This window comes from Vibrio eleionomae (assembly GCF_009874545.1).
Classification (GTDB): Bacteria; Pseudomonadota; Gammaproteobacteria; order Enterobacterales; family Vibrionaceae; genus Vibrio; species Vibrio nitrifigilis.
The window spans coordinates 22,182-36,595 of sequence record NZ_WEKT01000032.1; the positions used below are offsets into that span (position 1 = coordinate 22,182).

Annotated in this window: 9 protein-coding genes; 4 read left to right on the forward strand and 5 right to left on the reverse strand. The window is 40.9% G+C overall.

Annotation, left to right across the window (positions count from 1 at the left end):
* Positions 1 to 940 precede the first annotated feature (940 nt).
* From F9817_RS15440 to F9817_RS15450, 3 genes are all read left to right on the forward strand, one after another.
* Positions 941 to 2,572, forward strand: a complete 1,632-nt coding sequence (locus F9817_RS15440) for a sodium/sugar symporter (RefSeq protein WP_161157063.1) — start codon at positions 941 to 943, stop codon at positions 2,570 to 2,572.
* Between the two features lie 120 nt (positions 2,573 to 2,692).
* The gene (locus tag F9817_RS15445; protein ID WP_161157064.1) at positions 2,693 to 4,549 is read left to right on the forward strand and encodes a DUF294 nucleotidyltransferase-like domain-containing protein; all 1,857 of its coding nucleotides are present in this window, start codon (positions 2,693 to 2,695) and stop codon (positions 4,547 to 4,549) included.
* 6 nt (positions 4,550 to 4,555) lie between these two features.
* Entirely contained in the window at positions 4,556 to 5,275 is a 720-nt protein-coding gene (locus F9817_RS15450) for an exonuclease domain-containing protein (RefSeq protein ID WP_161157065.1), read from the forward strand.
* Positions 5,276 to 5,325: 50 nt separating this feature from the next.
* On the opposite strand, the gene F9817_RS15455 is transcribed toward F9817_RS15450, so the two are convergent.
* From F9817_RS15455 to glgX, 3 genes are all read right to left on the reverse strand, one after another.
* Positions 5,326 to 7,116, reverse strand: a complete 1,791-nt coding sequence (locus F9817_RS15455; protein WP_161157066.1) for a GtrA family protein — start codon at positions 7,114 to 7,116, stop codon at positions 5,326 to 5,328.
* A complete protein-coding gene (locus F9817_RS15460) occupies positions 7,091 to 8,053 on the reverse strand; it encodes a glycosyltransferase family 2 protein (protein ID WP_161157067.1) in 963 nt (320 codons plus the stop codon). The genes F9817_RS15455 and F9817_RS15460 overlap by 26 nt, the downstream gene beginning before the upstream one ends.
* Positions 8,054 to 8,393: 340 nt before the next feature.
* Positions 8,394 to 10,361: a glycogen debranching protein GlgX gene (gene glgX / locus F9817_RS15465; RefSeq protein WP_161157068.1), complete on the reverse strand. Its 1,968-nt coding sequence runs from the start codon at positions 10,359 to 10,361 to the stop codon at positions 8,394 to 8,396.
* Between the two features lie 548 nt (positions 10,362 to 10,909).
* Between glgX and F9817_RS15470 the strand changes: the two genes are divergently transcribed.
* Positions 10,910 to 12,154, forward strand: a complete 1,245-nt coding sequence (locus F9817_RS15470; protein WP_161157069.1) for a tetratricopeptide repeat protein — start codon at positions 10,910 to 10,912, stop codon at positions 12,152 to 12,154.
* Between the two features lie 167 nt (positions 12,155 to 12,321).
* Here F9817_RS15470 and sstT read toward each other — a convergent pair whose 3' ends face one another.
* Both sstT and F9817_RS15480 read right to left on the reverse strand, forming a co-directional pair.
* The gene (sstT, locus tag F9817_RS15475) at positions 12,322 to 13,554 is read right to left on the reverse strand and encodes a serine/threonine transporter SstT (RefSeq protein ID WP_161157070.1); all 1,233 of its coding nucleotides are present in this window, start codon (positions 13,552 to 13,554) and stop codon (positions 12,322 to 12,324) included.
* A gap of 298 nt (positions 13,555 to 13,852) precedes the next feature.
* Entirely contained in the window at positions 13,853 to 14,314 is a 462-nt protein-coding gene (locus tag F9817_RS15480) for a copper chaperone PCu(A)C (protein ID WP_161157071.1), read from the reverse strand.
* Positions 14,315 to 14,414 lie beyond the last annotated feature (100 nt).

Consider the following 14,414-nt stretch of genomic DNA (forward strand, 5'->3'; position numbering starts at 1 on the left):
GCGGAGCTATGCAAACATTGGCAATGAAAGCAACTTGAGTATAACGGCACTAAACTAACATAAGTGGAATTAAGTTTTGTCTAAGATGGGGCGGTTTAAGTGTTGGGGAAATCACATAATATAGTGGGGGAAATGAGTTTTATGGTTTTTATGTCTTTAATCCATCATTTAGCCATCTAGATAGATAAAAAGCAGTAAAAAGGGCGAAATGTTAATTTTTAAAACATTTCACTAATCTTTAGAGAAGAAATTCGCTAAAAGTAACATTTTAATCGCATTTATGTAGCAAATTTATCTATAAACCTTTATGTTATATGAAATTTTGTACTGTCATTGATGGTGAAGGATTCATCATAGCTCAATCAAATGGACAAAATGTTTTATAGATCGAGTTTTTTCAAATAATGAGAAATTGTTAACTTAATAGGGCGATAATATCACTTTGATATGAAATGGCATTCATTTTTGACAGTAGAAAGTCGATTTTGTGATGTCCCATAGTAAAAATAGCCTTAACGTACAATTTTCCATTCTTTCTGCTTTAAGACGGCCGCTAAACTCGGCTGTTCTCTTCAGGTTTTCTCACCAAAAACGCTTCGTGTAAGCGTTTACATATAAATTGTGTAAATCCTCTGTTTGTTAATAGAAATAGCAATGTTAGTAAGTGATCTTTATCACTAAAATAGATAGTCATTACCAATTTTTTATGTTTTTAATTTAAAATTTATACATTAAATTCAACATATTATATGGATTTAAACGGCGTTGATAAGGCTTTTAATTGTTGTGATTAATCTTACATTTTACGTTATTGGAAACGTTTACAATCCTCGCCATTACTTATAACTATTACACAAATGTAATCTCGTTATCGCAAAGACCTATTTGGCAAAGGTAGCCTGTCTTTTAGATGCTTGATTACGAAAACAGGACCACAATAATGTCGAACATAGAACATGGTTTGGGATTCATTGACATTTTGGTATTCGCCATTTATGTCGCGATTATCATCGGGGTTGGCCTTTGGGTTTCTCGTGATAAAAAAGGATCTCAAAAAAGCACAGAAGATTACTTCCTTGCTGGTAAATCCCTACCTTGGTGGGCGGTTGGTGCATCTTTAATTGCTGCTAATATCTCAGCTGAACAGTTTATTGGTATGTCTGGCTCTGGCTATTCTATTGGTTTAGCGATTGCCTCTTATGAGTGGATGTCAGCGTTAACGCTAGTTATCGTTGGTAAATACTTTTTGCCCGTTTTTATTCAAAAGGGTATCTACACTATCCCTGAGTTTGTGGAAAAGCGTTTCAACAAACAGTTAAAAACCATTTTGGCCGTATTTTGGATAGCACTTTACGTTTTTGTAAACCTCACCTCTGTACTTTATCTTGGCGGTCTGGCTCTTGAAACTATTTTGGGTATTCCATTGATGTATTCCATCATTGGTCTTGCCCTATTTGCTTTGGTTTATTCGATTTATGGTGGTTTGTCCGCTGTCGTTTGGACCGATGTAATCCAAGTCTTCTTCTTAGTACTTGGTGGCTTGCTAACGACTTACATGGCGGTCGGTTTCCTCGGTGGTGATGCGGGTTGGTTTGCTGGCTTTAACAAAATGATGGATGTTGCACCTGAGCATTTCCAAATGATACTTGATCAGAGTAATCCTCAGTTTATGAACTTACCTGGTATTGCGGTATTGATTGGCGGTTTATGGGTAGCGAACTTGTATTACTGGGGATTCAACCAATACATTATTCAACGTACATTGGCTGCAAAATCAGTTCCTGAAGCGCAAAAAGGGATTATGTTTGCAGCTTACTTGAAATTGATCGTTCCTTTCCTTGTTGTATTACCAGGTATTGCCGCGTTTGTGATTACATCTGATCCGTCTTTAATGGCGTCGTTAGGTGATGCTGCTCAGCAAAATATTCCTAGTCTTGCTCATGCGGATAAAGCGTACCCATGGTTAACTCAGTTCTTACCTGTGGGGGTTAAAGGGGTGGTATTCGCGGCTCTTGCGGCAGCGATTGTGTCTTCTTTGGCTTCTATGCTGAACTCGACAGCGACCATCTTTACCATGGATATCTACAAAGAATATATCTCACCGAAAGCCGGCGATCATAAATTGGTTAATGTTGGTCGTTTAGCTGCCATTGTTGCGCTTGTTATTGCGTGTCTGGTTGCGCCACTGCTAGGTAATATTGGTCAAGCATTCCAATATATTCAAGAGTATACAGGTATTGTGAGTCCTGGCATTTTGGCCGTGTTCATGCTTGGTTTGTTCTGGAAGAAAACAACGTCTAAAGGGGCAATCGTTGGTGTTGTGGCATCAATCCCTGTGGCGTTGTTCTTAAAACTTATGCCGCTGCATATGCCATTTATGGACCAAATGCTGTACACATTAATTATTACTATCGTTGTCATTGCTCTAACCAGCTTGAGTACGTCTGACATGGATGATGATCCAAAAGCGATTACGATGACTGCCTCTATGTTCCATACCGAACGCAGTTTTAATTTAGCTTCTTACGCAATCATGATTATCCTAGCAGTGTTGTACACCCTGTTCTGGTAATATTCGTGCTATTAAGTAGCGCTATATGACATTAAAAACCTCAATAGTGATATTGAGGTTTTTTTATATAGTTGAATGATGGTTCGCCGATAGCATAGCGAGTTTCGAAAGGAGAAATGCATGGAATCTACCTTGCTACCCAATATCACCAGTTTTCTAAAGGGGTTAGCGCCTTTTCAGCAATTGCCTTTTGAAGTGCTGGAAACCATCTCAACCCAAATCGAAATTGTTTTCTTGGGTAAAGGAGAGCCATTAAACACCCCATCTAAGCCCCATCAACATCTTTATATTGTTCGAACCGGAGCCGTGGAGCAGCGCTTCCCTGATGGTTCATTACGCTCTAGGCTGGGGGAGAATGACCTTTTTGGTTTTAGCCTCAACAATGATGCCGACATCCCGGCTTATCAGACGACAGCACTGCAAAATACCTTATTGTATCAACTAGATTATTCTGATCTGTTACAAGCCATCTCTGATTTTCCTGCGGTAGCGGAGCAATTAGCTTTGAATGCTAATTCTCGTTTGCAGTCAAGTTTAAACGTAAAGTGGAATCAAACTGATAAAGGGCTGTTTTTTGAGCCGATTAAAGATGTCGCGAGTCGTAATATTGCGGTCGCAACACCAGAAATGACGATTCAGCAGGTCGCTTATTTGATGCGTCATGAGAAAAATTGTACGTGTGCGGTTATCGTGGAAGACCATCGTTTGGTTGGCATGGTGACAGATAAAGATATGACTAAACGGGTCGTGGCTCTTGCTGTTGATGTCCATCAACCGATTACCACGATAATGACCCAGACGCCATTTACCGTCATGCAAGATGAGCTGGTGCTGACTGCGGTTTCTATTATGATGAAACACAACATCCAGAACTTACCCGTACTGGATGATGATCATCAGGTCGTTGGGCTGATTACACCGCAGCAAATGGTCTTGCAGCATAGTGTGCAAGCTGTTTTCTTGATCGAAAAAATCAGCCGAGCTGAGTCGGTGGATGAACTTGCATCGTTGAAAGCCGAGCGGCAAGCAGTATTTGAAGCGATGGCTGAAGCCAATTTGCCTGCGAAGTTGATTGGGCGAGTGCTCAGCATGATTTATGACGCGTTTACACGTCGTTTAATTGAGTTCTCAGAATTAGCATTGGGGCCTGCCCCCTGCGCTTATGCGTGGATTGCCGCCGGTTCTCATGCGCGAGAAGAAATCCATCTCGGTTCGGATCAAGATAATGCGCTCGTGTTAGATAGCCATGCGACTGAAAGCGATCGTGTTTATTTTAGTCACCTTGCCATGACGGTGTGTAAAGGGTTAGACCAATGCGGTTACACGATTTGTAGTGGGCGATTCATGGCCGCTACCCCAAAATGGTGTCAGACCCTACACGTGTGGCAAGAGTATTATCGAAAATGGGCCAGTAACCCAGAATACGACATGTTACTTAATTTGACTGTATTTTTAGATATCCGTTTCTTACATGGTGATGAGACGTTATTTGAACAATTAGAGCAGTGGCGGATTCAACAAGTAACGGGCAATACTGTGCTCATGTCGGCTTTGGTACGAAATACGTTACGGATACGTCCACCGCTAGGGATTTTCCATAATTTAGTGTTGGAAAAAGACGGTAACAATGAAAACAGTTTGAATATTAAAAAGGCGGCGATCAGTTGTTTGGTGGACTTAGCGCGTATTTATGTTCTTCATGAAGGTGGTAAGTCTCTTAATACGGAGGAGCGTTTTCAGGAAGCGTATCAGTGTGATGTGATCAACGAAAGTTCCTATCAAGATTTACTGGGTACTTATCACTTTGTTAACCAACTGCGTTATCGGCATCATTTGGAATGTTTACAGCATAGCGAGGAAGTGAGTAATTACTTACAGCCTGACCACTTTAGTAGTTTTGATCGTCAACATCTCAAAGACGCTTTCCGAATTATTTCTGGATTTCAAGATGCGCTAAAAATGCGGTTTGGCGGGTAAGTAACGATGCGGTTTGGACTAAAGCTCGATAGTTATCATCATTTGGCTAAGCAGAAAAAGGAATTTGTTAAGCGATACAGCGATCAAAAAGAGGACCCACTATTAAAGCCGTACTTTGAGCAGATATTGCCGAGTCGGAAACAGGATGTTCGTGAGCTAAAACTGCTAGTTTTGGACTTTGAAACCACAGGATTTGATCCGATGAATGATTCTGTGTTGAGTATGGGGTGGGTCGAAGTGTCTCATCGTTGTATTCAACTGACTTCGGCCAGGCACCTGTTTGTGCGTAACCATACTCCGGTGAAGGTTGAATCGGTTAAAGTGCATCATATTGTTCCAGAAAAGCTCAATTCAGAAGGTATCGGTATCGATGAGGCTTTTGGTCAACTCCTAGAGGCGATGGCGGGGAAGGTAGTGGTGGCACACGGTTGTGTCATAGAAAGACGTTTTCTTGCGCATTATATTCAGTCTCGTTTTGAACTTTCTGAACTGCCAGTTATTTGGTTAGATACCTTAAAAATTGAGCAAAAGCGGCAAGATTTTCATAAAGGCGATCCCGATGTGAGATTGGCTGTAGTGAGACGTCGATATGGGCTACCCGCTTATTTAGCGCATCATGCATTAGTCGATGCATTATCTACAGCCGAAGTGTACCTCGCGCAGATACACGCATTATTCAATCAAGATAAAGCCCCGCTTGAAGTGATGATGAAATTGTCACAATAATAAAAAAGCGCATTCATTAACATGAATGCGCTTTTGATGTGTTTTTTCGGTTAATAGAAATCTACATATAACGTTCGATCTTTGATTTTGACTTTGGTTTCGCCTTTTACCGCATCCGATTGTTTAATGTATTTCACATCAATATCTTTGTCTGGAATCCCCACTTTATAGAAATAAGGGCGAATCATATGGTATTCCAAATTCGCCAAGTTTTTAAATTGCTTAGAACCAGTATGTTGGGTCATCCATTGGCTCATTTTTTCTTTATCAACAGTGGCGACTACATGATCATACTGAGCGGTATCATCGATATAATCATGGACATCGTTATGTTCGATGACTTGCGCCATCACAATCCTAGTGGCGTTGTAGCGAGTGTTGTAGGTGTAGGTTTGGAATGCTAGAGGAATAAGCAATAGCAAAATATTCACATAGCGTAACCAAGGTGTTTTGACCAAAAATACCACCATCGCGATACCTAAAGGCAATGTGATCCCCGAACGTAGCGGAACATGAACCCCTAACACGATAACACTGGCATATATAGAAATAATGACGGCGACTACAGTGAGGTAGTATTTCACATTGTCTTTCACCGTCAGTAGGGCAATCACCAACGCTGGTAAATAGAACCAAGCGCTGAGTTCTGCAATAAACTTCGCGTTACGGACAAAGTCATCTAAGCTTCGATCAAAGTTAGCGACTAATGAAGCTAAACCATGTACTGGATTTTCTTTGCGCCATGTTGCCATCTGCATAAAATGCGCGTTGCCTTCAACTAATCCGGTATATAGGTAAATTAAACCGTTAGCAACTGCATACCCTAATACGTAGCCTGCTGCCCACCAGAGCATGAAGACTATCCATTCTTTGAAACTGCTCTGTTTTAGCTGTGCTAGATAAATCAAAGGCATGACAAAATAAAACGCTGGGTAGGTAGCAAACAACAACACACCAGACAGAAGCAGCATTTTAGCGACAGAAATACGTTCTCGGTAATAGCTGAAGAGTGCCAGCATAATACAGCCTGGATAGAGCGTCATTGGCCATTTGAACAGCATAGTGAAATATGGAATGTTCATGACTGTCATGGCAAAAAGCAGTGCTAGCCATTTGTCTTTTTTCAGCGCCATTGACACGTTATAACCAAAAATACCAATGAATAGATAACAGATAGCATTGGCCAGTTGCGCGTTCATCGAACGGCTAAATTCAAAAAGTGCAAAGTTTATCCATCGACCTTCAGAAGTAAACTTACCTGTGTAGTCGGCCATATAAGGTAGCGCGTCATGAGCGATATTGACCAACACCGAGGTGTAGGCGTTATGAACAGTTACAGCAGCACATACAAGCAAAATAAGTACTCGAATAATCGTATAGATATTCCAAGGCTTATTTTCATTTAGTGCAGAGCCAACGATAGTATTCATACTCACCCCTTGTTTAAATATTCGTTGGTAGCCCAGATAATTCATCGTCATCGAAACGAAGATACTAAAGAATTGACCTAGGTAAGCATTAAGGTGCAATTCCGAAACAAGTAAAAACAGACTTAGTGTACTAGCCCCTAATGAGGCTAAATTGACAATCACAAACGGAATAAATTGGCCAGACTCACTTTTACTATTAAATACGAAACCTCGATTTAATAAAAAACTGCATAAAACACCGATACAGTAAGCGAGTATGGAAGCCAAAATATAATTATTAATTTGTTGGTAAATAGCAACAAAAGAGAGATAAGAGACGGCGGTATTAAAACCGCCGACCATAATAAAGCGCATCTTTTGCTGTAGGTTCGTACAAATTAACGCATTAACTTGACTGAGACGTTTCATCATCGCGCTCTTTACCTACATTTTTCTTCACAATATACAGTGGACGATTTTTCGACTCATTGTAAATTCGTGCAATGTATTCACCAAGAATACCAATTGAAATCAGTTGAACCCCGCCAATAAAGAGCATTGCCACGAGCATCGATGCCCAACCTGATTGCCAATGATCAGTCGCCAAACGCACGTAAACGGTATAGAACAACATTAAAATGGCGATAGCCGATGACGTAAAGCCCATGAAAATAGAGAGCTTTAATGGCTTAACTGAGAAAGATAAAATGCCATCTAACCCAAATTTTAGCATTTTGCGTAATGGGTATTTCGTTTCACCAGCAAAGCGCGGGTTACGCTGATAACGAATTGAGGTTTGATTGAAACCAATCCAACTTACCATACCGCGGATGAAGCGGTTTTTTTCTGGCATCGCATTAAGCTGATCAACGACTTGGCGGTCCATCAAGCGAAAATCACCAGTATCAAGAGGAATCGGCACCTCTGATAGGTAATTCAGAATTCGGTAGAACCATTTGGCTGAAGCCAATTTAAAAGGAGATTCCCCTTCACGAGATTCACGCGTACCATAAACCACATCGTAGCCTTTTTGCCACAAATCGATCATGTCTTTAATTAAGTGTGGTGGATCTTGCAAATCAGCATCAATTAATACGACCGCATCTCCACTGGCTGCTTGAATACCCGCACTGACTGCTGGCTGGTGGCCAAAGTTTCGAGAAAATGAAATGAGGTGAACATTACTGTGCTGTTTACTGTGTTTCAACAATTTTGCTTCTGTATCATCGGCGCTGCCGTCATTAACAAACAGCAGTTCTAGGTCATATCCATCGATACTATTTGCTAGGTTAAGTAACTCTTCTACTGTGTAGTCGATCACCTCGCTTTCGTTATAGCAAGGCACGACAATCGATACCGTTTTATTCATATTCGTTACCTACATTTTCCCAAAAATGGGGCTCAAACCATTACTTGCACAATGAGTGGGGCACTAGTTAACCTTTTTCTTTCATTTAAACAAAGAGTTATTTTACTTTGCTTCTATTGTAAGATTAAATTCTAGTCGCTTATTTTATTGATGAATAGGTTAGGTGCTTCTGATATTCACCGTTTTATTTAGTCAGTGTATTTGAACAAGGTTATATCAGGGAAAAAACAAGGCAATGTAAATAATCTGCCACAACTAAGGCATCTTTTTATTGGGATATAAAACTGAGTTCTTATTTGCGAAATAGAAGGGATAGCATGGGACTATCCCTTGAAATGCGTCATTTTTTTGATGGGTGATAATACAATATTGACATGGAAACGGGGAGCTGTAACCGCTCTTTTTCTGCAGTAGTCGGTTTATGATTGTGAATATCATTTGTGTCGCAAATAATTGTCCACTGTTGTATTTTATCATGAGGCAGTGTAAATCGTGCTGGTGCGCGGGTTTGGTTTATTAAATAGAGTAACTCGTCGCCATTATCACCAATGCCTAAATGTAATGCGACGCATGATAATTTGTCCCAATCATCCATTTCCATTAATTCGCCATCAACTCGACGCCAAAATACTCGGTTATGATTACGGCTTTCGCCGCTAAATGCGCGAATAAAAGGCACCATATAGGTTTGTCTTGCCTCGACCAGCTTACCAACCCACCGCTTAAATGCTTGCTTTGTGGGCGTCAGTTGCCAATCTAACCAACTGATTTCATTATCTTGGCAATAGGCGTTGTTGTTTCCTCCTTGGGAATGAGAAAGAAGGTCTGCAGTGAGAATATGTGGAATACCAAATGCGAATAGTAGGCTAGCGATCATGTTCCGTTTTTGTTTTTCTCGTTTACTACGGATGGTGACATTGGTTGTTTCACCTTCTACACCATAGTTATCAGAACGGTTATCACCATGGCCATCTCGGTTTTGTTCTCCATTAGCATTGTTATGTTTGTGCTTATAAGAGACCAAATCTTGTAATGTAAATCCATCATGGTAGGTGATGTAGTTGACGGTTAATTTAAACGGCCAGTTAGAGGCGCTATAAAGATCGCGTGATCCCATGATTCGGGTGGCAAACTCTTTTAAATAGCCGGAATCACCACGCCAGAAACTACGTGCAATATCGCGTAATTTATCATTGGTTTCATTCCAACCAAATGGAAAGTTACCGACCTGATAACCATTAGGCCCAATGTCCCATGGTTCTGCAATGAGCTTAATGTCTTTCAATATTGGGTCTTGAGCCACGGCTTTGAAAAAAGCCGCTTCAGGGCTAAAGTTATCGCCATTGCGACCTAATGTTGCCGCTAGATCAAACCGAAACCCATCCACATGATAATGTTCTACCCAATACCGTAACGTATCCATCACGAGATTCAGTGAAGCTTGATAGGACAAATTCACCGTATTACCACAGCCAGTAAAGTTGGCAAAGTGGGGGCCGTGGATCAGGTAATATCTTGGATCAAGGGCTTTTAAATTAAATACCGGCCCGTTTTCCCCGCCTTCAGCGGTATGGTTGTACACCACGTCTAATATCACTTCGATGCCCGCTTTATGAAGCTCTCGAACAACGGTTTTAAATTCAGTGACAGCGTCGTTATCGGCATAGCGAGGATCTGGAGCCATAAATGCGTATGGATTGTATCCCCAATAATTCACTTTGCCGGTTTCTAACAAGTGGGGTTCATGCATACAGGCTGCAATGGGCAGTAGTTGGAGGGTGGTAATATGTTGCTCATGGTAAAATTCGAGCATAGATGGGCTAATCAAGCCTAGGTATGTTCCCCGTTGTGATTCGGTTAACTCAGGATTAAGCTGTGTTGTTCCTTTTACGTGCGTTTCAAACAGAATCATTTCATCACGAGCATAGTGTGGTGATGTTGTTTGCTGCCAATCAAATTGATCATTTACGACAATACATTTAGGGAGTGTAAAGCTTTCTTCACTATTAAATGGTGGTTCGTAAGTTAATGGGCCTGATAATGCTTTAGCGTAAGGATCTGAAATATAATGAGATTGGCCGCTTGATTGAATAATAAACCCATAGTGTTGCCCTGCTTTTATATCAGGAACAAAAATATGTTTGATCCCAGCATAGTCGCTAGGAAAAGAGTGAGTTGTGTAGCTACCGTCAGAGGCAAACAAGGCTAACACAATATCACGGCTAGCCGGAGCGTACACTGCAAAGTTACATCCGCTATTATTCAAAGTCGCCCCAAGCGGGTATGGACGTGAGACCATGTTATTCATATTGTTATCGATATCGTTCTTCCATGTTGCTGAACTAACGTTGTTGCATACATTCAGTAAAAGGCTTTGTTACTGATTGGTCAAGTAACTTGTACAAAAAATGACAGGAATAACCATATGATTATACCCAAGTAACCTCATGATTCTGTCTCATCGATAGTGTGCTCGATCTTAGGCAAGGCACTGATTTGAAGTCATATCATTCTTTAAATGAGTATGCTTGATTAATACATGGTGGTTGGTATAACGATAGTGACTCAAAATACGACGTCTAGAAGTGTATGATTCAATTAAAGTTTGAGGGGATTTTCTAACGGATAGGTTTTCTTGCTAGGGTAAGTGGAATCGATGATGCCACTTTTAACAATAGTAAGGTAGTATATACTCAAATGACATCATGATACTGGATTATTCTTAACCCTTTTACAGAAAGCATTGACGATCAATCCAGAATCAATACAGCAATACGTGAAATGGTTTAAGGATAAGAACACTGACGTTCATGCCCTGATAAACGATTTCCCCTAGAGAAGAAAGAATACGATTAGATGAATACCATTGGGATTGCCATTGGTGTGCTGGGTGTTTCGCTCATTCTTATTTTCGTTTGGATGATTACGCTATCAATGCGTCGCCGCCGAATGGAAGCTGAAAAAGTAGCGAAAGAGGAAGCATATCGAAAAGCACTGCAACGCATGCGAGATCAGGAACATAAAGAGCGTTTGTTTAAAGCGGAGTCTGGTCATGTGCCTACCATGCTACATTTGGCAAAGGAAGCTGAACGGAAAAATTATAAGGAAGCTTTGTTTTGGTATGAAAAAGCGGCGCTAATGGACAACCTTAACGGTATGTATGGTTTAGTTCGTATTTGTCGCCGTATGCAAGAAGACTTGATTTTACGTGAGAAACTCAAATTTTGGGAACTCTATATAAAAGCGATAGAGGGAGATACTCATGCAAAATTGGAAGCGGGTAAATTATTGGTTTATGGCCGTGGTACTGAAATTAATGTCACAAAAGGTTTGCAGCTAATTCATGCTGCTGCAGAGAATCGCCTTATCGAAGCGATGATTTTCTTAGGTGATTGGGCGACATCCAAAGACAATATTTCACAGTCTCCTAGTGACTCTACTTATTGGTATTACAAAGCCGCGAAACTTGACGACAAAGTTGGAATGATGAAGCTAGGGCTCAATTACTTGCATGGAATTGGGGTGTCTATCGAACATCGTAAAGCCTGTTATTGGTTAGAGCGTTCTGCAGAGCAAGGTAATGCTGAAGCGATGTATTACGCTGGTGATGCTTGGATGGATTACGGGGTCAATGGGAACGCTATTTCTTATATATGGCTCTTTTTGTCGGCATACTTTGGGTTTGAACCAGCGGCAGTATTACGTGATAATGTGGGGACAAAAATTGGTGTTGATTCTGTCGTCGGGCTTCAATCTCTAGCGAAACCACTCCAGAAAAAAATCTCGACCAATTCGGTTCACAAACATTCCATTATTCGTGCCTTAAATAAACTCTATAAACGACCAATTCCCATTCCACATAAGGGAGAAGAGGTTGATGATGAAGAAATTGTTGAAGCGCCAAGCCGTGATGTTATAGAAGAACTCGAAGACAATGTTGAAGTGCCTTTTGAGCCTACTGATGAAGCAGAATTGGTTCCAGAAAAGGCAAAACTGCAGTCTCAAGTGTCACCAGCGCCGTCTCCAGATTTAGGGCACTATGAAGAACACTTTGAGCCGGCCCCTAAAATCTCGCTTGATTACACTCAGAAACGTTTTTAATGCTTATGCCCAAGCAGTCTCTATTGTTTCAGCGGAAATGTATTCGATCTTAAGCAAGGCTCTGATTTGACGCTAGAGTTATTCAACGTTGACAATGTATATGAAAAAGGCCCGAGAATGTATCTCGGGCCTTTTCGTCTGTCTTTAAATCAAAGTGATGACAGCGATTAGTCTTCTGCTAATTCATACTGCTTCTTTTGCTTACTCTGACATACAGCAGCAGTGAAGACGACATCCGTTGAGCTGTTCAACGCCGTTTCTGCTGAATCTTGTAGTACACCGATAATGAAACCAACGCCAACGACTTGCATTGCCACATCATTAGAAATACCAAATAGGCTACATGCTAGTGGAATAAGTAGTAATGAACCACCAGCGACACCAGATGCGCCACATGCAGACACGGCAGCAACGAGGCTGAGTAGTAGAGCCGTCAACAAATCGACGTGTATGCCAAGCGTATTAACTGCAGCAAGAGTTAAAATGGTGATAGTGATCGCCGCACCACCCATATTAATGGTCGCACCAAGAGGAATTGAAACTGAATAAGTATCTTCATCCAATTCTAATTCTTCACAAAGGTTCATATTAACTGGGATATTGGCTGCACTTGAACGGGTAAAGAATGCAGTCACACCACTACGATATAAACATTTGAAGATCAGTGGATATGGGTTACTACCTGTTTTAATGAATACGATTAATGGGTTAACCACTAATGCAATAATTAACATTGAACCAAGTAACACTACGAGAATGTGTAAATAGCCGACTAAGGCTTCAAAACCAGTGGTGGCAAATGTTGAAGATACAAGACCGAAAATACCAAATGGTGCAAGTCGAATAATGAAGCGAACAATTTGCGATACGCCGTGGCTTAAATCTTCAAACAAACCTTTGGTGCTGTCCGATGCATGGTTTAACGCTAAACCTAAACCAATCGCCCACGCAAGAATGCCGATATAGTTAGCATTCATGAGAGCGCTAACTGGGTTATCAACCAGTTTAAATAATAGGGTTTGGAGAACTTCTGTGATGCCCTGAGGTGGTGTTGTACCTTGAGCACCTGAAACTAGCGCTAGCTCAGTTGGGAAAAGGAAGCTCATAACTACCGCTGTTAAAGCCGCAGCAAAAGTGCCAACTAAGTAAAGCACGACGATTGGTCGCATGTAGGTGCTTTTGTTTTTATTTTGATTCGCAATAGAGGCTGCGACCAACACAAACACGAGAACTGGAGCAACGGCTTTTAATGCGCCGACGAATAGACTCCCAAGTAAACCGACGCTTTTCGCGAAGTCAGGCGCTACATTGGCGACTATGATACCAAGAATGATACCTGCCAAGATTTGTAGAACCAGATTACCTCGCGCAAAACGACTTATTATATTGTTGCTTTGCATAGTTATCCCTGTAATGAATAAATTTTATGTATAGTTTTTTTAGTGCCTGCCACTAAAAGTGACCAATATTAACGTTACCAGACAATGTGTCTAGGATTTATTGTCTCACAGCAAAAAAAATTGCTTAATAAGGGGATGTGCGACAGATTTTAATCAATTTGACGCAAGTGTGTAGTCTAATTCGTTGTTAATATACGCGAGCCTAGTGGCATGTGAACTAGGCTTGTTAGGCAACAAGGTGGATATTTGGGGCGTGGGTAAATTAGTAGGAACGAGAAAAGAGTGAGTGAATAAACACTCACTGATCCATTTTTGCTTTTTGATGCATGATATCGGTAACCACAATCGTGATAGGAACTCGAAGAGTGAGTTGTTCTCCATTTTTAAAATTGAGTTTTAACTGAATGTGTTTGTTCTTTTCTAGAGGTTTGACTAAGCCAATCAATTGGATATAGCTAGTATCTTGAGATAGTTGCAACGTGTTTTGTGCTGGAATAGTAAAGAATGGTGCTTTGCGATCACTGTCTGTGCCGCCACGAGAAACTTGGTCATATAACTCTGTCTTTGTCGCTGCGGTTGATGTGGCGCTAACTAAAACGCGATCTTTATTTGAGTTATTGACGATCTGAGCATAGACAGGAGCGCTGAGTTCGTTAGGTTTTGATACTTGAACATAAGGGTGAATCACTTCAATATCAGCGCTAGCAATGGCTGATTGAGCGATAAATAGTCCAGAGAGTAAAATTATCAGTGATTTCATTCGGTCATTTATTTCCAATCTAAAATGGTGAGCAGCTGAGAGAATGTAGCAATCATGTGCTAATGATCGACAGTCTACCATATTGGCAAAGTGAAGGTCG